16 protein-coding genes and 1 pseudogene are annotated in these 17,690 nt (G+C 66.5%); 8 read left to right on the forward strand and 9 right to left on the reverse strand.

Annotated features, from left to right (window positions below; translation table 11 throughout):
- Window positions 1-131: 131 nt before the first annotated feature.
- From AB0L97_RS31575 to AB0L97_RS31585, 3 genes are all read right to left on the reverse strand, one after another.
- The gene (locus AB0L97_RS31575; protein WP_355075494.1) at window positions 132-695 is read right to left on the reverse strand and encodes a hemerythrin domain-containing protein; all 564 of its coding nucleotides are present in this window, start codon (window positions 693-695) and stop codon (window positions 132-134) included.
- Between the two features lie 95 nt (window positions 696-790).
- On the reverse strand, window positions 791-2,086 hold the full coding sequence (locus AB0L97_RS31580) for an FAD-binding domain-containing protein (protein ID WP_355075493.1): 1,296 nt from the start codon (window positions 2,084-2,086) through the stop codon (window positions 791-793).
- Window positions 2,087-2,250: 164 nt separating this feature from the next.
- Window positions 2,251-2,934 carry a TetR/AcrR family transcriptional regulator gene (locus AB0L97_RS31585; RefSeq protein ID WP_355075491.1) on the reverse strand — a complete coding sequence of 228 codons (684 nt, stop codon included), beginning with the start codon at window positions 2,932-2,934 and terminating at the stop codon, window positions 2,251-2,253.
- A gap of 65 nt (window positions 2,935-2,999) precedes the next feature.
- Here AB0L97_RS31585 and AB0L97_RS31590 point away from each other — a divergent pair.
- Window positions 3,000-3,136, forward strand: a pseudogene (locus tag AB0L97_RS31590) (SDR family NAD(P)-dependent oxidoreductase); the annotation flags it as partial.
- Window positions 3,137-3,145: 9 nt separating this feature from the next.
- Window positions 3,146-3,880 (forward strand): 2OG-Fe dioxygenase family protein, encoded by a 735-nt coding sequence (locus tag AB0L97_RS31595; protein WP_355075489.1) that lies wholly within the window; start codon window positions 3,146-3,148, stop codon window positions 3,878-3,880.
- A gap of 86 nt (window positions 3,881-3,966) precedes the next feature.
- On the opposite strand, the gene AB0L97_RS31600 is transcribed toward AB0L97_RS31595, so the two are convergent.
- Window positions 3,967-5,769: a CocE/NonD family hydrolase gene (locus AB0L97_RS31600; RefSeq protein ID WP_364436727.1), complete on the reverse strand. Its 1,803-nt coding sequence runs from the start codon at window positions 5,767-5,769 to the stop codon at window positions 3,967-3,969.
- A gap of 356 nt (window positions 5,770-6,125) precedes the next feature.
- The gene (locus tag AB0L97_RS31605) at window positions 6,126-7,349 is read right to left on the reverse strand and encodes a cytochrome P450 (RefSeq protein WP_355075486.1); all 1,224 of its coding nucleotides are present in this window, start codon (window positions 7,347-7,349) and stop codon (window positions 6,126-6,128) included.
- Between the two features lie 266 nt (window positions 7,350-7,615).
- Between AB0L97_RS31605 and AB0L97_RS31610 the strand changes: the two genes are divergently transcribed.
- Window positions 7,616-7,933 (forward strand): hypothetical protein, encoded by a 318-nt coding sequence (locus AB0L97_RS31610; RefSeq protein ID WP_364436891.1) that lies wholly within the window; start codon window positions 7,616-7,618, stop codon window positions 7,931-7,933.
- Between the two features lie 50 nt (window positions 7,934-7,983).
- On the opposite strand, the gene AB0L97_RS31615 is transcribed toward AB0L97_RS31610, so the two are convergent.
- On the reverse strand, window positions 7,984-8,619 hold the full coding sequence (locus tag AB0L97_RS31615) for a TetR/AcrR family transcriptional regulator (protein ID WP_356965893.1): 636 nt from the start codon (window positions 8,617-8,619) through the stop codon (window positions 7,984-7,986).
- A gap of 229 nt (window positions 8,620-8,848) precedes the next feature.
- Between AB0L97_RS31615 and AB0L97_RS31620 the strand changes: the two genes are divergently transcribed.
- From AB0L97_RS31620 to AB0L97_RS31640, 5 genes are all read left to right on the forward strand, one after another.
- Window positions 8,849-9,775 (forward strand): metal-dependent hydrolase, encoded by a 927-nt coding sequence (locus AB0L97_RS31620; protein WP_355075483.1) that lies wholly within the window; start codon window positions 8,849-8,851, stop codon window positions 9,773-9,775.
- Between the two features lie 11 nt (window positions 9,776-9,786).
- Window positions 9,787-10,947 (forward strand): hypothetical protein, encoded by a 1,161-nt coding sequence (locus AB0L97_RS31625; RefSeq protein ID WP_364436732.1) that lies wholly within the window; start codon window positions 9,787-9,789, stop codon window positions 10,945-10,947.
- 138 nt (window positions 10,948-11,085) lie between these two features.
- The gene (msrB, locus tag AB0L97_RS31630; protein ID WP_355075479.1) at window positions 11,086-11,541 is read left to right on the forward strand and encodes a peptide-methionine (R)-S-oxide reductase MsrB; all 456 of its coding nucleotides are present in this window, start codon (window positions 11,086-11,088) and stop codon (window positions 11,539-11,541) included.
- Window positions 11,538-12,053 (forward strand): peptide-methionine (S)-S-oxide reductase MsrA, encoded by a 516-nt coding sequence (gene msrA / locus AB0L97_RS31635; RefSeq protein ID WP_356965888.1) that lies wholly within the window; start codon window positions 11,538-11,540, stop codon window positions 12,051-12,053. The genes msrB and msrA overlap by 4 nt, the downstream gene beginning before the upstream one ends.
- A 301-nt stretch (window positions 12,054-12,354) precedes the next feature.
- Window positions 12,355-12,936, forward strand: coding sequence for a DUF2165 domain-containing protein (locus tag AB0L97_RS31640; protein ID WP_356965886.1), 582 nt, complete (start codon window positions 12,355-12,357; stop codon window positions 12,934-12,936).
- A 25-nt stretch (window positions 12,937-12,961) separates the two neighbouring features.
- Here the strand turns inward: AB0L97_RS31640 and AB0L97_RS31645 are convergent, their stop codons facing one another.
- From AB0L97_RS31645 to AB0L97_RS31655, 3 genes are all read right to left on the reverse strand, one after another.
- Window positions 12,962-15,868, reverse strand: coding sequence for a UPF0182 family protein (locus AB0L97_RS31645; RefSeq protein WP_364436737.1), 2,907 nt, complete (start codon window positions 15,866-15,868; stop codon window positions 12,962-12,964).
- Window positions 15,869-15,935: 67 nt separating this feature from the next.
- Window positions 15,936-16,280: a TetR family transcriptional regulator C-terminal domain-containing protein gene (locus AB0L97_RS31650; protein WP_364436740.1), complete on the reverse strand. Its 345-nt coding sequence runs from the start codon at window positions 16,278-16,280 to the stop codon at window positions 15,936-15,938.
- Between the two features lie 80 nt (window positions 16,281-16,360).
- Window positions 16,361-17,659, reverse strand: coding sequence for a DUF3533 domain-containing protein (locus AB0L97_RS31655; protein ID WP_364436742.1), 1,299 nt, complete (start codon window positions 17,657-17,659; stop codon window positions 16,361-16,363).
- Window positions 17,660-17,690: the final 31 nt, after the last annotated feature.

A 17,690-nucleotide genomic window follows, 5' to 3' on the forward strand; every position in this document is an offset into this window, starting at 1 on the left:
GTGGTTCCTTCCGGGATCATCCCCGCGCGAGGCGGGGCACACCGGCTTGCGCCGGTGCGGATTTACGTTGTTCTGGATCGGATCACCCCCGCAGCATGCCGCGCGCCGCGCGTCTTGCACTGCCGCATGGATCAATGCCGCGGCTTGCTGATCATGTCTTTGGCACGATCCATCATCGCGGCGAACGGGCCGACCAGAACGTTCGCGGCGGCGGATTCCACGCCGGGATGCGGCCGGGTCGGCGCCATCGCCTCCGCGAGCTCGACGGTCTTGCGCAGACGTCGCAGCGTCTCGTCGTCGAGTTCCTCGCGCAGCCGGTTGAATTCCTCGCGTTCCTCATGGTCGGCATGGGCCAGCACCGCTTCGCGCAGCTTGGCCAGTCTCACCTGGAATTCCATCGAGCTGATGTCGAGCGACTCCATTTCGGCGAGCTGCTTTTTCGCCTTGTTCTCCTCCTCCAGCCGCGCGTCGACGACAGACGCGCCATCGCCCAGTTCACGCCGGGCGCGCGGGTGAATGATCTCTTCTTCGGCGGTCTCGTGCACGGCGAGCAGGCGTCGCAATTCGAAGAACTTGCTTTCGCGCTCAACAGGGTCGGAGGTGTCGGCGGTCTCGATGAACAGTTGCCGGATCCGGCCGTGCTGGTCGATGAGGAAATCGACGGCGTCGGTGGTCGAGTCGATCGTGGTTGCCATGGTTGACCTCCCTCGGGCAATCGGGACGGACTGACGAATTACGTCCGTCGCCGCGGTACCCGGCAGCGAGCCCGCGAAACCGCCCGGCAGGCCGGTTACGTGCTCGCGCTGCCCGCGATGGGAGCGGGATATACCGAGGGCGGCACGCTGTGGCACCACGGGCGATGGATCTCCGAACCCGGCAGGGAAGCCAGTTCCGGTATCCAACGCCGCACGTAGTTCCCCTCGGGGTCGTAGCGTTCGGCGGTGCCGACCGCTCTCGGGTCGAAACGGCCCGCCTGCTGCCAGGTGAAGCGGTCGCTCGCCGCGTCGTCGAGCAGCCACCGGCGGAAATGCTCGGCGCCGACCCGCCAGTCCACCTGCAGTGTCGTGGTGAGGAAACTGGCGGCGATCACCCGTGCCCGCTCCGGCATCCACCCTTGCGCGGCCAGCTGCCGCATGCCCGCGTCGACGATCGGGTATCCGGTGCGGCCGTCGCGCCAGGCGCCGACGACGACCGGATCGTGCGCCTGCCGCACATCCGTACCAGCGCCGGACCGCGCGAGATCGGCCCGGGCGACGAGGAACTGGAGATGGAAGTCGCGCCGAGCGAGCTGCCGGACGAAAGCGCGGCCATCCGGCGTCGCCATGTCGGTGTGGTACGCCATTTCGGCGGCCGACAGGCAACCGAAATGCAGGTACGGCGACAGCCGGGAGCATCCCTCGCCCGTGAGGTCACCCTTGGACCGGCCGCGTGGTTGTCGCCGGTCGGCGGTGCAGCCTCGCCACAGCGCACGACCCGTGATCTCGCCTCCGACCGCCAACTGCGGTGAAACGGCCGCGTCGCCGAGTTCGTCGAATCTCGGCACGGGATCACTCTCGATGCGAGGAACGATCAATTCCGTGGGCTTTTCCAGCGGTCGTCGCTTCGGCGCCGACAACCATCGGCGAAAATAGGTCGCGAAGTCCGGAACCTCGTCGTCCGGCCGATACGGTCCGCAATCGGCGGGATCCACGGCGGTGAGGGTGGCGGGATGGGTGTGCAGCAGGCAGCTGCGCCGCGCCAGCCGTTCGCCCAGTGCCCGAAGTCGGCATCGGTTGTACCAGGTGACGTCCTCGGCGATGTGGACGCTGTCGGCGTGCACCTGTGCCGCCACCCGATCCACCGCCTCGACGTAGTCACCGTGCCGAATCACCAGCTGCCCACCGGCGCAGCGAAGCTCGGCATCGAGTTCGGCCAGCGCGGCGGAGAGGAAACGCAGTTTGTTGGCGGCCGGGCGAGTGCTGCCGACGAGCCGGTCGTCGACGACGAACAGCGGAACCACTGCCGCGCCCTCGTGTACGGCGGCCAACAAGGCCGGGTTGTCGTGGACGCGCAGGTCACGGGTGAAGAGTGCGATTGTTACGGCCATTCGAGGTTTTCGACGACAGGCATCCGTCGCGGGATCGACGACGGCGAATCGGACATTCGGCGGCGTGCCACGCCGATGCGGGCGGTATCGAAGTAACGAGCTTTACGCCAATGCTGCGCGACGGCGGCTGTCATGTCAAGTCGGGCTCGCGGCCGCGCGCCGGATCAGTGTTCGCGGAACAGATCGGTGAGCCAGGGCTCCAGGTCGGCGCTCAGTGCGGTCAGATCCGGCTCGCCCGACTCGTCGAGCGCATCGGCGGTGAGCTGGCGTACGGCGTAGACGACGCCCATGTACGCGGTGACGGACAACAGTGGCTGCCGATTCCCGCTGGCGCTCTGCACCAGACCGCGGATGTACTCGGCGAACAGCCGGATCGACTTGCGCCTGCGTCGCCGGGCGGCCGGCCCGAGCCCGTCGATCTCCACCTGGTAGGCGCGCGCTACGACCAGGTCGTTCTGCAGGGAGCCGAGGTACTGGCCGAGGGCGTCGGCGACGATGGATCTGCGATCCCGGCCCTTGAGGTCCGCGGCGGTCAGCTGGGTCAGCAGCACTTGGATGAAGCGGTCGTAGCCCGCGAATACGCACTCGTCCTTGTTGGCGAAAGCGTCGTAGAACGCCGCCAAGGACACTCCGGCCCGCTTGGCGACATCGGTGGGACCGAATCCGGCGTAACCGCGGGCGGCGAGCAGTTCGGTCACGGCGACCAGCAACCGTTCCCGCTGCGCCGCCATCACCTGCTCCCGCCCCAGATTGTGGCGCCCCCGCGGCAACGCGGCGGGAAGTGTGAAGAACACTCCGTCTCGCACCGGAACGATCGGTGCGTCAGCGTCGGCGGGCGCGGCGGACACCCCTGCAGACTACCGAGCCGGTCGGACCCGGGTATGGGTGCGGCTTCAGTGGGTAGCCCCAGCACATGACCGACACACCACTCGCACTCGTCACGGGAGCCTCCAGCGGTATCGGTTTGGAACTGGCCCGGCGGTTCACCGAACACGACTACGACGTCGTGATCGCGGCGGAGGACGACGCCATCTCCGCGCCCACCCGGCCCCACGTCCGTTGAATCCGGAAGGGCAGACGGCGGAGCAGGTACAACGGACCGCGAGCGACGCCTTGGTCGCCGACGGCGTGCACCTCCTGCCCGCTGACGTCACGACCGCGAGCCTCGACCTGGAGCCGGCCGACTGGGAACGATTTCGCCGACACTGGGAAGACTTGCACCCGGACGTCTACGCCGACGCCCGTGGCACGCGCAGGCTGCGCCGGTACGGCCGGTTCTCGCTCACCGGTTCGGCCGGTCGCATCGGCCTGCTGTCGTCGGATTCGTTCGTGCAGCCCGAGGAATCCAACCCGCTCTATATCGGCGTGGACCGCACTTTCGAGCCCTTGACCGATGCATTCGTGACCGACCCTGTTTTCGTGGCGGTGCTGCGACTGCTCGCGCGATTGGCGACGGCGCTGGACGGCCCGGCGCGGTGGAGCGCGAAAGTACATCCCTTCCGGGTCATCGCCTCGGCGGACGCGGACGGCCTGCCTACACCGGAAGGCCGCCACCGCGACGGCGTCACCTTGGTCTCCTCGCTTCTGGTTGGACGGCAGAATGCCCTGGGCGGCGCGAGTTCGGTGTTCGATCCGAGCGGACGACGACTGCTGCGGACCACCCTCGATCGGCCGGGAACGCTGCTGCTCGGCGATGACCGCCGCACCTTGCACAGTGTTTCGCCGGTGCGTCCGGTGGATCGGAGCCGCCCCGCCTATCGCGATGTCTTGGTGGTGACGTTCGCGCCGGGCTGAAGACCGCCGAATCGTGGTCATGGCCCGATCCGTCGTCGACCATGGCGTGGCCCGGATGGTTTGCCTGCCCGGGCCACGCGCAACGGTCAGCCGAGCGGCAACTCCAGGCAGGACGGGGCGCCATCCGGTGCACTGACGGTGATCGTCGAACCGACCTTGTTCGCGCTGGAATACAGCGGATCCATGCCGTCGAGGACGAGCATCAACCGATGACCGTCGGGGAGATCGTAGGCGGCTGCTTGCAGCTCCCACGAAACGGTCGCGGGCAGACCGGACTCCGTCGTCTTCGGTTCGTGGGTGATGATTCTCGCCGAGCCGTTCTCGTCGACATCGAGCAGATAGGCGACCACCGTCGCGGACTCGTGGGTGCTGTCGATGGTCACTTGCAACCGCGGGATCCCGCGGATCTGCCTGGCGACGCCGCCTCGTGCTGCGAGCAGCGGCCCCGTCGACCAGACGAGGGCATGACCGCGGTCGATCTCATCGATCCGGTAGACCTTGGGATTGCCCGACCACTCCTCCTGGCCCGTCGTCATGAGCTTGTCCATGGCGACGACCTCGGGCTCCTCGCCCACCGTGAAACTGCGTTGCCAACCGCCCGTGGAATCGGGGGTCAGCACACCGTCGCCGCCCTCACGCTCATCGGTCAAGACCAGCACTTCCGTATCGGTGGTGACGTCCGCCCACGAGGCCTTCTCCTCGCGCCGCGCCGGTTCGACGATCACGTTCTGGCCGTTCCCGGCGCCTGGAGTGGTCACGTAGGTGAACATGACCTGATTGCTGATCTCCGGCCACGCGTCGACGCCGTTGTCCTCGTCCTTCAGGTAGTGATCGAGCCAGGCGTATGCCTCGCGCAGCGGCTCGTTCGGGCCCGCACCGGGCATGGGTGGAGCGATCAGGCCGGGGCCTTCCGGCGCCGCGTGGTCGCCGATCCACATGTTCAGCCGTTTCGGGCGCGGAAGCTTCTCGAAGGTCTCCAGCACCTGGTTCACCGGGAAAAGCCCCTCGTGCCAGGTATTCGAGAAGAAGGTCGGAATATCACGGGAGCCGACATAGCGTTCCGGTGCGCGTTCGGTGCCCCACTCGACAACCGGATCCATGTCCACACCCTCGGCGAACTTCGCCAGGATCTCCAATGCTTCTTCGTCGAACTTCTCCGCCTGCTCGCCACCGGTCAGGCCGATCAGTGCCTCGACGGCCTTCAGATGGCGGGTGCCGTTGTCGTACAGACTGGTGGCGAGGTTGCCCCAGGTACTCAGCGCGACGACGACGTCGACCCGGTCATCGTGCGCGGCCACGAGCTGACTGATGCCCGAGCCATAGGACTCACCCATGAAGGCGATGCCGCTGGGGGCGAGTTCGTCTATCGCGTAGTCGAGCACCTTCTTGCCGTCGGCCCGATCCCATGGACCAGCGACATCGACGGTGCCTTCGGACGTGCCGAACCACGGCAGGTTCGTTCCTGGTGTGGCGGTCCAGCCGATTCCGCGCGGCGTGTAGGCCAGCACGTGATAGCCCTTCCACGCGAGGGTGAGATAGGCGTACTCGAACAAGGGCCAGCCGACGGGTGTCCACCCGGCGGGGAAGACCACCAGCGGGCACGGCCGGGTGGTGGTCTGACGCAGCATGTGCGCCGACAGACCGATCCCGCCCGCCCCTTCGATGCGCGGGAACGTCGGCACGGCGACGTTCAGCGCCCGGTTCACCAGGTCGTCCACGTCATCGGGCACCAGCCCCTTGCCACTGCGCTTACGCACGGCGCTCACCAAGTTCGACGCGAACTGCACCGCTTCCGGGCGCACCTGCCCTTGGGCGTCCCAGGGCCCCTGGACTGCGATCCGGGCGAGCTGTTCGGACGTGGTCCCGACGATCGGATCTCCTTGTGACATCGGCGTCATCGATCCTTCCTGCCAGTTGCTACGGAACTGCGGACCGCAGCAGCGTGACACGACACATGATCAGATCTCGCCAGATCCGACAATGCGTTTCCCGTTCGCAATAGACCGTTGAACAGCGGAAACGTTGCAAGATTCGACAATCCGCCGCGACCATCGCGAACGGCCCGGGCACCATCCGCGCAAATTTGCCGACCATGTGAACATGCATCGAGTGCGCCGTGGCCGGCGCCCAGCGAGTCGTTCACCACGCTGACCGATTATCGGCAATTGCGGGTCGACCGGCGCGGCAACCGGCACGAAAGTCGGGACCCGAGACCTCGTGGTTCGGCTGCCGCGCCGGGCAAGGGTTACTGCTTCTCGGCGCCCAGTTTCACCGGAATGGACAGGGGTCCGACGGTGAAGAACGACGGCGAGTACGGGATTTCGTCGGGGTCGATGGCGAGTTCCAGGTTCGGCAGCCGACGGTACAGCGAGGCGAGCGCGAGACGGCCCTCCAGGCGGGCCAGGCCCGCGCCGATGCAGTACCGCGGCCCGTGACCGAATCCGAGATGTCCGCCGCGCTGCTCCCTGGTGATGTCGAACTCGTTCGCGGTCTCGCCGTATTCGGCCGGGTCGATCCCGCAGGCCTGGTACGCGACACCGACCGCCTGGCCCTTGGGTATGGCGACTCCGGCCACGGTCACGTCCGTCAGTGTGAATCGCCAGCTCGTCATCATCACCGAATGGCGGTAGCGCACAGTCTCTTCGACCACATCACCCCAGCGGTCTTCCGCCTTCGCGAGGGCGAGCTGCTCGGGGTGTCGCGACAGCGCCAGAATGGCGTGCCCGAGCAGATGCACCGTGGTCTCGTGCCCGGCCACCAGCATGATCCACAGAACGGCGACCAGTTCGTCGGCCGTGAGTTTGTCGTCCCGATCGCGAGCTTGGACCAGACCGGTGGTGAGGTCGTCGCCGGGCTTTTCCTGTTTCCGGTCCGCCAGTTCGTACAGGTACGTCATCAGCGAGTTCTGCGTCGCGAATGCTTCCTCCGGCGGTGTGGTGTGGGCCAGCAGGGTTGCGGTCCAGCGTCGCAGCCGGTCCCGCTCCGGCTCAGGCACCCCGAACAGTTCGCAGATCACCGCCATCGGCAGCGCTTCGGTGAAGGTGGGCACCAGATCGACGCCGTCACCGGCGGCGATCACGTCGTCCAGCAATCGGTCGATGATCGCCTGGATGCGCGGCTCGAGCGCCTGCACCCGGCCCGGCGTGAACGCCTTGCTGATCAGACCCCGCAGCCGCCGGTGGTCGTCACCGTCCTTGGTGGACAGGTGATCGCCCTGCACGACGGCGCGCAGCGGCCAGTCCTCCGCGATCGAACCGTCGTGCAGGGCCGGCCAATGCTTCGGATCCCGCGCGAAGGTCTTGTTGTCCCCGGCGAGGATCTCACGCACCGCGTCGTGCGTCAGGGCCAGGTAGGCGGGCACGCCGCCGGGGAACTCCACCTCGACCACCGGCGCGATCTCCCGGAGCCGGATGCAGGTGTCCAGCAGATCCTCGTTCGCCGCGGGGAATGCGGGCAGGCTGGTTGTCATCGGTTTCCCTTCTGCGCATGAACCCTCCGGCCGCCGTGATGACGGTCGTCGCACGAGTATCGAAGCGGGTCCGTTCGAGGTGCCGGTCAATTGGCGAATCCTGCCCACAACCGGAAGTCGAGCGTCGCAAAACGACATTTCGGTGACCGTCCGGCCCACCGCGGCGGGCTCGTCACCGCGAAAACGGTTAGGGTTCGGGAGATGTCCGTGGGTGGCTGGAGGAATTCGTGGAACTGAAGACGGTGCTGGGACGCGTCGTGCGAGCGATGAACGCCGGGGTGGCAGGCATGCTCGACGCGCCGGTACTCGGGCGCCTGCTGGGCAGAGGATTCGTGGTGATCACCTATGTGGGGCGACGGTCCGGGCGGACGTTCAGCACACCGGTCAACTACTGGCGAAAAGCGGACGAGTTCGTCATCGGAGTCGCGTTGCCGGACCGGAAGACGTGGTGGCGGAACTTCTTGGGCGAGGGCGGCCCCATCACGCTCCATCTGAACGGCGCCGACCGGCCCGGGCACGCGGTAGCGCGACGCGACGAACGCGGCCGCGTCTTCGTGACGGTACGGCTCGACGACGCGAGCTGATCCCACTCGCCTCATCCGCATCGGCGCCACACCACAAGTGCCGCAACCGATTACGGCGCAAACCCCTGGACGCTGGCGGAGGGCTTCGTCTGGGCGATGATCGCTGCGCCCATCCAGCGCCGTAGATACCGTCGCAGGTCATCTTCGCCGCGCGGTGGATTGCCCGGGGAAATGAAGAACGACTGCATCGTGCGCAGGACGTATTCGACCAGCTCGTGCAGCGACTCGTCGTCGTATCCGTAACGCGCCCAGTCGACGTCGAAGCGCTTGATCATCGTCATGCCGAAGGCTTGCGCCTCTTCGGAGGTCAGGCTCTCCGGATGGACGTTCGAGTACGTGCTCGACAGCAAGATGCCGAGGTGGGGTGTTCGACGGACCTCGGCGAGGGTGTACACCACCCCCTCGGTCATCGCTTCCACGGCGTCCTCCAACCCGCTGACGTGCTGTGTCAGCCGATCGAGGAACCCGTCGACGGAGGCGATCGCCGCCGCGGTCATCAGCGCGTCCGCGCTGGGAAAGTACCGGTAGACCGTCTGCCGGATGACGCCGAGCGACTCGGCGACGTCGGCGATGCCGATCTCCGAACCCGTCCGTCCGATCAGTTCGACCGCGGCGGCGACGATGCGACGCGAGGCTTCCTCGTCGTCCTTCGGCGGACTCCCGCCCCACCCGCGCCTTCCTGCCACTGCCCGCTTCCTCGACTCGAAGCCCGTCGCTTGCGAACCCCCTGATGGAAAGCCTGCCGACCCTCCGGATCAAGGGTTCGACCGTATCACAAGGGTGCCGTAGACCCGGTTCTGACGCGATTCTGATCATACACTTGGACAGTCGTATGTATGATCACTGCAACGCGGCTCGGCGCATCGGGTGGTGCCGCCGGACCGGTTCGTTTTCGGAAAGTCGAGGTATAGCCCAGTGACCGATCTTCAAGTACGGAAGATGCGCTTCGCATTCGCGGACTACGACGTGCCCTTCTTGTGGAACGAGGAGAATCCGGCCTTCTCGTCCATGGCCAATGCGGTGTCCTTCCTGGCGATCGGCTTCGAGAAGATGATCGTCAACATGATCCGCGAGGCCATGCCCCTGATCACCGATCCCGAGGTCGCCGAGGAAGCCGACGCGTTCGTGCGCCAGGAGGGGCAGCACTCCACCGCCCATCGCCAGCACGCCAATGCCTTGATCCGGCGCCACCCGGGACTCCAGGAGACGCTCAACGAAGTGATCGCGGAATTCGACCGCCTCACCGTGAACACTTCGGTCGAATACCGCCTCGCCTACACCGCCGATCTCGAAGCGACGTTCACTCCGGTGTTCAAACTGATGCTCGACAACGACTCGACCTTGTTCCGGCCGGGCGACGACCGAGTGGCGTCGCTGTTCATCTGGCACTTCGTCGAAGAGGTCGAACATCGCAGTTCCGCGCTGATCATCTTCGATTCCGTCGTCGGGAGCGATGTGTATCGGATGCGTATGGCGCCGTCGATCTTCCGTCACGTGATGAAGGTGATCCGGTTGGCCTGCGCGGGCTTCAACAAGCATGTCCCGCTGGAGGAGCGAAAGGTCGACGCGCTGTCCATGTTCGCGAATTACCGGCGGAGGCAGAAGCTGCGCAAATGGTTGCCGTTTCTGCAGGCCGAGGACAACGGCCCGATGCCGCGCGCGTTCGACCACCTGCCGCTCGGTGAACAACTCGTCGCACTGGTGGGCGTCATCCGCAGTCAATTGCCGAAGCACAATCCGGACCACGAGAAACTACCCGAACTGGCCGCCGTGTGGTTCGAACGCTATGACGCCGGCTACGACGTCTCGCACTGGTACACCGCCGACACGGTCGCACGCTAGGAGCCGGACCGATGGCTGATCATTGCGCACCCACCTTCGACCGTCTCGCGACCGCGCTCGGCTTCTCCTGCGAGGAGGCGGGCGGGCCGGTCGAGGTGCGGAACCCTTTCGCGTTGGAGAACTGGACCCTGCCCGTCCTCGAATTCACGATCGTCCTCGGCGCGGTCCTGGCCCTGATCTACGCGATCGTGCGGCTGCGCCGCCACGGCGATCCCACCAACTTGGTGCTCTGGTTCGGGGCGACCGCGTATCTGTTCATCATCGAGCCGCCGCTGTACTTCCCCGCGGCGTTCGGCATCGACGCGCACGTCGACACGATGTTCGCGCACAACCTGTTCACCGTGGAATTCCTCTGGGGCCGATTACCGCTCTACATCATCGCGATCTACCCGTTCATGGCCACCCTCGCGTTCGAATTGGTCAGGATTCTCGGGGTCTTCCGGCACTACGGGGTGCTCGCCGGATCGGTGTGCGTGGGCTTCGTCCACCACGCCTTCTACGAGATCTTCGATCATCTCGGCCCGCAGCTGCGCTGGTGGGAATGGTCGGTCGACAACCCGATCAATCAACCGATGTTCGATTCGGTACCGCTTCCGAGCGTGGTCGTCTTCGCCGCTCTGTGGCCGATGTCGCTCGCCTTCTGCGTCCAATCGTTCGTCGGCCGCCACATCGACCAGGGCCGAAATTTCTCCGGAGGGCAGCTGGTCGGGCGCACGATCGTCATCGGCATTCTCGCCTCGTTGGGCACAGCGGTGCTGCCCATCCCCGCGACCGTCTTCGGCATGGGTAGCACCACGGTGCGTGGCGTGCTCTACGCCGCCGAATTGGCCGTCCTCTCCATTGCCGCCGTGGTGATCTTGACCCGCCAGTGGCTCCGGCTGCGGCGCGGCGACTCGGACGCGGCGCCCTATACGAACGACTTCGTCCGCATTTACGGCGTGGTGTACCTGGGCGTGATGGCATTGCTCTGGGCGACCGCGTTGCCCGATTTCTTCGCCGCCGTCGACGGTGTGACCAGCGAAGGAGACCCGATCGGGAATCTGTGGTACACCCTCGCGTGCTTCGTTGTCGCGGTTCTCTGCCTGGTCGCCGTATTCACGGTGCCCCGGAGAAAGGCGCCCCCGAGCGTCGCCCCTCCCGCCCCGGAAGCCACCGCGAGTTCCACGGTATAGCGGGACGACCGACGCCGTCGGTGACGACGGGCGGCCGCCGTGGGCCCGGCTGCCCGGACCGGAGTGTGACGCCCGGCTCGCACGGGATTTTCCATGCCGGTGCCCTGGTTGTACCAGGGGCCGATATGAGGAGGTCATGTGGCACGGGAGTACAACCGGAATCCCGCGGCGGTCGCCGCCTTGACGCCTGAGCAGTACCACGTCACTCAGGAGAACGGCACGGAGCGGGCGTTCACGGGCGAGTACTGGGACAACCACGAGCCGGGCATCTATGTGGATGTGGTGTCGGGTGAGCCGTTGTTCGCCTCGGTCGACAAGTTCGACAGCGGAAGTGGATGGCCGAGTTTCACCAAGCCGATCGAAGCCGGGAACGTGGTGCGGAAGCGGGACTTCAGCCATCTGATGGTCCGCACCGAGGTGCGCTCGGCACACGGCGACAGCCATCTCGGGCACGTGTTCACCGACGGTCCCCGCGCGGCGGGCGGCTTGCGGTACTGCATCAATTCGACTGCGCTGCGGTTCATCCACCTCGACGACCTCGAGGCGGAAGGCTATGGGCAGTACAGGACTCTCTTCGCGAAGGAGGAGGCGTGACCGACACGCGCAAGGCGATTCTGGCCGGTGGATGCTTCTGGGGCATGCAGGACTTGATCCGCAAGCAGCCGGGAGTGATATCGACACGCGTCGGCTACACCGGTGGACGCAACGACCATCCCACGTACCGGAACCACCCTGGCCATGCCGAGGCGATCGAGATCGTCTACGACCCGGCCCGGACGGACTTCCGGCAACTGCTGGAGTTCTTCTTCCAGATCCACGATCCGACGACGAAGGACCGCCAGGGCAACGACATCGGAAGCAGCTATCGCTCGGCGATCTTCTATCTCGACGACGACCAGAAGCGCGTCGCCCTGGACACCATCGCCGACGTGGACGCCTCCGGTCTGTGGCCCGGCAAGGTGGTCACCGAGGTGACCCCGGCGAGTGAGTTCTGGGAGGCCGAGCCGGAGCATCAGGACTACCTGCTGCGTTACCCGGACGGTTACACCTGCCACTTCCCCCGGCCGGGGTGGAAGCTGCCGAAGCGGCAGACCACCGCCCAGTAGAAGCCGGTGGGTTCGGCACTTCCGCCGAGCCTTCGGAGCGCACAGTTGACGACTGCGCCACCACACCCGGGTGGCGCAGTCGCCGCGTTTCACGACGTCCCCCGCCCGCCGCCGCCGGTCGTACAGCCGGAAGCCTCGCGCACAGACTCCGGGCGATACAAAACGGAACCTCATGCGGTAGACAACATTTCGACTCGTCCCCGGCCGTGCCGGGCTCCCCACTGTGGGGAGAATGCGTGATCGGGCACCGATATGATCGTCGACGCTTGGAGCTCCTGGCCGGTCGACCCGAGGTAGGCAGATGACGCGCAGCGGCACAAAGATTCTCGATGTGGTGGGCAGTCGCCGGATGGCGGTGGCGACGCTGGCCACCATCACCGGCTTCTACTATCTGTTCGTCGCGTTCACCAATTGCGTCGACACCGACACCAATCGCAACGGCGTGGCCGCTGTGCTGTCGATGAAAGCGACGATCCACAATCCGGGCACGGACTGGCGCGCGATCACCAATGGCAATGTCGCGCTCGTCGCCTACATCCTCGTGGTGATCTGGGAATTCCTGATCGCCTTCGTGCTCCTCACGGCGGGAGCCGTATGGGGCCGGGTGCTGACCGGACGGCCGCGCAGGCTGCGAGCCGGTCTGGACGCGGCCGTGAAACTGTCGAGTCTGGGCTGGACCATGGCGGTGCTGCTGTTCTTGGGCGGGTTCCTGACCATCGGCGGCGAATGGTTCCGCATGTGGGCCAATGACGACGTGAACGCCTCGTCGGCCGCGTTGCAGAACTTCCTCATCGCGGGCGTCGGCCTGATTCTGGTTCACCTGCCGGACTCGCAACGCAGCGCGGTCCTCGAAAGTGACTCGGCAGCAGCGGAATCCGACTAGTAGCTGGCGGCCGACGACGCGAGCGTCAGCGACCGTTGCGTTCGAGTTCGCCCAGCTGTTTCTGCAGACGTTCCAGTGCGGCCCGGATCTGGTCGATCTGCGCGTTGAGTTCGGCGATCTTCGCCTGATCCACCGGCGGGGGCTGTGCCTGCGGTGACGCGACCGGTGGTGGCGCGGCGGGCTGTTGACCCGGCGGCAGTGGGGCGCCGGGTCCGCCGCCGGGCGGCGTGGCGAGTCTGCCGGTGGCCGGACCGAACACCTGCTCCAGCGCCTCCGCGAGGGTCGGCGCGTAGCCGACGAGGACACCGCCGGTGCCGGGATCGCGGTAACTGACCAGCACTCGCGCCAATTGCGGGAATGTCGACGCGTTCTGTGCCGTCGAGATCCGTTCGGTGAACAGCGGCTCGGCGTATAGCACGCCGCCGTCGGCGATCGGCAGGGTGAGCAGATTGCCGTACTGGATCCGGTTCGAGCGCTCGAGCAGGGTGCGCTCGGAAGCGACTCTGGTGTCGGAGATCATCGAGTTCTGGATCTGTTGCGGACCCTGAGTGAGGGTGTCGGTGGGCAACTGCGAGACGGTGATCTTGCCGTAGCCCTCCGGGTCGGAGCGGGCGGAGACGTAGGCGGAGAGGAATTCCCGGTTGTAGCCGACCATCGCGCTGGCCAGCCGGAACGACGGTTCCGCGCCGGCCTGGTCGCCGACCAGGACGTAGAACGGAGGCTGATGCGGATTGGACTCCACGGTGGGGTCGCTGGGCACCGACCAGAACGCGTTGGTGGTGAAGAATTCGCGCGGTTCGTCGACGTGGTATTTGGCGAGCATCTCGCGCTGGATCGTGAACAGGTCTTCGGGATACCGGAAGTGCGCCCGTAGCTCCGGGCTGATCGACTCCTCCGGTCGGACCGTGCCGGGGAAGACCTTCATCCAGGCCGCCAGCACCGGATCCTGCCGGTCGACCTGGTAGAGGGTGACCGTGCCGTCGTATGCGTCGACGGTCGCCTTGATGGAGTTGCGCACGTAGGAGATCTCTCGCGGCGACTCCCGCTGGGTCTCGTCGCCCGGCTCGAGGGCTTCGAGCGAACTGCGCTTGGCGTAGGGGTAGCCGTCGATCGAGGTGTACGCGTCGACGATCCAGACTATCCGGCCGTTCACGACCGCCGGGTAGGGGTCGTTGTCGGTGGTCAACCACGGTGCGACGAGTTCGACACGATGGCGGGGATCGCGGTTGAAGATGATCTTCGAACCGGGACCGATCGCCTTCGAGAAGACGATATTGCGCTCGGTGTAGGTCACCGCGAAGGCGAGGCGGTTGACCCAGTTGGCGATCGGGACGCCGCCCGCGCCGGCGTAGGTGTAGGTGGTGGTGTCGGTGTCGTACTCGCGGGGCTCGGTGCCGCCGCCCACGATGGCGTAGTCCGGGCTCGCATGGGCGATCACTTCGCCGAAGTAGACGCGCGGCTGATCCACTCGGATCACCTGGTGCCCGGAGGCTTGGGACGCGATGTCACCGACCGCGTAGATCGGATATCCGCTGTTGCTGCTCGCGGCATCGCCCGCGGCCTCGCGGACCGCCGCGTTCACCCGGTTGGCCGGTGCGGCGACGAACCCGTTGCCGTGCGTGTAGACGGTGTGCCGATTGACCCAATGGCGCTGGTTGCCGCTCAGCGCGGTCGGGGTCAGCTCGCGCGCCGCCACCACGTAGTCGCGCAGTTGCCCACCGACCCGGTAGCGATCCAGGTCCAGATGCGGTGGGAAGCTGTAGAAATTCTTCAGCTGTTGTTGCTGGGTGAACGTCCGCGATAGCACGCTCGGGTCCAGCAGGCGGACGTCACCGATCGTGGTGACGTCCGCGGGGACCTCGGGCGGCGACCTGGTGCCGACGCCGGGATAGGGCTGGTACTCGACCCGGTCGCTGCCGATCCCGTACGCCTGGCGGGTGGCCGCGATGTCGCGTTGGATGTAGACACGCTCCATGTCGGCGGCGTTCGGGCGGACGGAGAACTGCTCGACGGCCAATGGCCAGACGGCTCCGACGAGGATCGACGACAGCAGCAGAAGCGCGGCGGCCATCGCCGGGATTCGCAGGTCCCGCACCACGATGGCGGCGAAGACCGCCACGGCGCAGATCACGGCGATCGCGAAGAGAATGAGGCGGGCGGGAAGCACCGCGTTGATGTCGGTGTAGCCAGGGCCCGCGAAAGTGGGTTCCTTGCTGCGGCTGGATAGCAGCGAGTACCGGTCGAGCCAATAGGCGGCAGCCTTCAAGAGGATGAACGAGCCGGCCAGTATCGCGAGCTGGACGCGGGCCGCGTGCGTCAGGCCGCCCGTCTTTCTGGACAGCCGCAGGCCACCGAACAGGTAGTGCGCGGCGAGGCTCGCGACAAAGGCGAGGACCACGGCGATGAACAGCCAGTTGAGTACGAATCGATAGAAGGGAAGGTCGAAGACGAAGAACCCGACATCGTGCCCGAATTGCGGGTCGGACACGCCGAAGGACCCGCCGTGGACGAACAGCTGGACGGTCATCCAGTTCGACTCCGCGGCAAGGCCGCAGACGAGCCCCAGCGAGGTCGCGATGCCGAGACCGAACCGCACCGGATGCCGGAGCACCGCCGCCCGATACGGCCGAAGACTGTTCTCCTCTTCGGACTCGGGAACGAAGAGCGGGCGGAACCTGAACGCGAGCCACAGCACCGCGAAAAGGACGCCACCGATGATCAGCGCGACCGCGATGAACAGCGAGAGCCGGGTGAACAGCACGGTCAGCCAGACACCACGGAAGCCGACTTCGCCGAACCACAGCCAGCTGACGTAGCCTCGGATCAGCCGAGGCACCACCAACAGCGACACGACGAACACCGTGGCGGCGACCACCAGCACCCGGGTGCTGCGATGCAACCGTCGCGGGCGGAGGCCCTCGCGTGCGCTCATCTTGCACTCCCCGTGGCTGCCGCCCGGCTGGACGATGGACGGCCGGGGCGGACTACCAAGCTCGATACTACGACGTCCCGGAGCGCTCGATCAGCTCCCACAGGTACGCCACGTGATCGGCCGGGTGGTACGGCCACTGCGTCTGCAGGCCGTCGAGGACGGCCATGGCGAGGACGGCGAAGCGGTCGGGATCCAGATCGGCCGGTACGCGGCAGGATTCGCAAAGGTCGGCGATGGCGCGGGTGAGAGCGTCCCGGGCAGTGCGGTAGCGGTCGCAGAAGTATTCGTGGGCCGGGTGCTCCATCCCGCTGAACCGCCTCGCCGGTTTCGGCGTCGACCCGGAGAAGCTGGACGCGCTGCTGGCGGCCGGTGACCACTGACGGTGGTGGCCGCCCAGCCCCGGTATCCGCACGACGCTCGATCTTCTGCTGATCAAGGAGCCGGGGAGGTTCACACCTGCGGTAGCCCACGCTGACCACCGCGCGGCGCGCTTTATCGAGCTAGGGCGGGTACCGCGATGACCGGCGCGTTCTCGGTCGGAGCCGAAGCCCGGTGCAGGCCGCGGCGGTCATAGGCGTAGGTCGCGGTCACACCGAGCAGCAGGCCGATCCCGAGGCCCAGCACCGTCATCCACAAGCCCTGGCCGAAACCGGCTTCGGCGTGGGCGTCGAAGAACAGGATGGCGCGAACGGCGAGGTAGATCTGGTGCATCGGTTCGAAGGCGGCGAGGTTCGCGATGTAGGCGGGCGTCGCCTCCAGCGGGACCGTGGCGGCCGACGAGGGCAGGCCCAGGACGACGAACAGGATCAGATTGACCAGCAGCCCCGCGGTGCCGAAGGTGGCGAGCACGGCGAGCGCGGTCACTCCGACCGCGACGATGGCCAGTGTTCCGTAGAGCCACAACAGCAGCGGACTGCCCAGTGGGACATTCAATGCCGAGGCGACCCCGAGGAATATCCCCGACAGAACCGGAGCCGCGGTGACGATGACCGCCCATTTCATCAGCAGCGTGCGGAACCGGGAGATGCCGGTGGACGGCGGGTGCACGAACCACGGGCCGTATTCGGTGGGCGTGAAACCGAGCACCGAGTCGACGAGCGTGTGGATGATCATGGCGCCGGTGAAGCCCGCCAGCAGCAGGATCAAGGTGTAGAAGAACGCGACGAGGCCCTGCCCGGCGCCGTCGTCCATCGGCCGGTAGGGCGCGGTGACGATCTGCACGGGATCGGTGAGCATCAGCCGGGCGGCCCCGCTGGGCTCGACCGGCGCGCCCGGCCCGGCGGCGAGGGCGGCGTTCACCTGATCGGTCAGGCTCTTGCCGACGGTCTCGTCCACCTGACGCAACGCGCGGTCGGCGATGCGCTGCATGATGCCGGTGGTGTAGGGGCCGATTCGCGGGTTGGTGTGGATGGTGATCACCGGGCGCTCGACCGCACCGGGCACCACGGCGGCGGCGCCGAGGATGGCGAGCCGCTTGGTGAAGTCGGACGGGATCACGATCGCGCCGTAGACCTCACCGTTCTGCAATTGTTTGCGCGCTTCGGCGATGCCGACGACGCGCAGGTCGATTTTCTCCGCCGGGATGCCCGCGACCAGCGCGTCGCTGACCTGGGCGCCGAAATTGGCGGGTTTGCCGTCGAGCGTGTCGCCGACGTCCTGATTCACCAGGGCCACCGGGAAGTCGTGCAGGTTCTTCTCGGTATTGCCGGCGTAGCCGAGATACATGGTGGCGAGCAGCGCCGCGAAGACCGTCAGCACTGCGATCGGGGCGGTGAAGGTCCGAACCGTCATGCGAGTCAATGTAGTCACCGCCTACAAAGTA

Origin of the sequence: Nocardia sp. NPDC051911 (assembly GCF_040681035.1) — a bacterium.
GTDB lineage: Bacteria > Actinomycetota > Actinomycetes > Mycobacteriales > Mycobacteriaceae > Nocardia > Nocardia sichangensis.

Excerpts from the sequence above, each read along its gene's own strand:
- AB0L97_RS31575 (WP_355075494.1), bottom strand. The coding sequence starts at position 695 with ATGGCAACCACGATCGACTCGACCACCGACGCCGTCGATTTCCTCATC.
- AB0L97_RS31580 (WP_355075493.1), bottom strand. The coding sequence starts at position 2,086 with ATGGCCGTAACAATCGCACTCTTCACCCGTGACCTGCGCGTCCACGAC.
- AB0L97_RS31600 (WP_364436727.1), bottom strand. The coding sequence starts at position 5,769 with ATGTCACAAGGAGATCCGATCGTCGGGACCACGTCCGAACAGCTCGCC.
- AB0L97_RS31605 (WP_355075486.1), bottom strand. The coding sequence starts at position 7,349 with ATGACAACCAGCCTGCCCGCATTCCCCGCGGCGAACGAGGATCTGCTG.
- AB0L97_RS31610 (WP_364436891.1), top strand. The coding sequence starts at position 7,616 with ATGAACGCCGGGGTGGCAGGCATGCTCGACGCGCCGGTACTCGGGCGC.
- AB0L97_RS31625 (WP_364436732.1), top strand. The coding sequence starts at position 9,787 with ATGGCTGATCATTGCGCACCCACCTTCGACCGTCTCGCGACCGCGCTC.
- AB0L97_RS31640 (WP_356965886.1), top strand. The coding sequence starts at position 12,355 with ATGACGCGCAGCGGCACAAAGATTCTCGATGTGGTGGGCAGTCGCCGG.
- AB0L97_RS31645 (WP_364436737.1), bottom strand. The coding sequence starts at position 15,868 with ATGAGCGCACGCGAGGGCCTCCGCCCGCGACGGTTGCATCGCAGCACC.
- AB0L97_RS31655 (WP_364436742.1), bottom strand. The coding sequence starts at position 17,659 with ATGACGGTTCGGACCTTCACCGCCCCGATCGCAGTGCTGACGGTCTTC.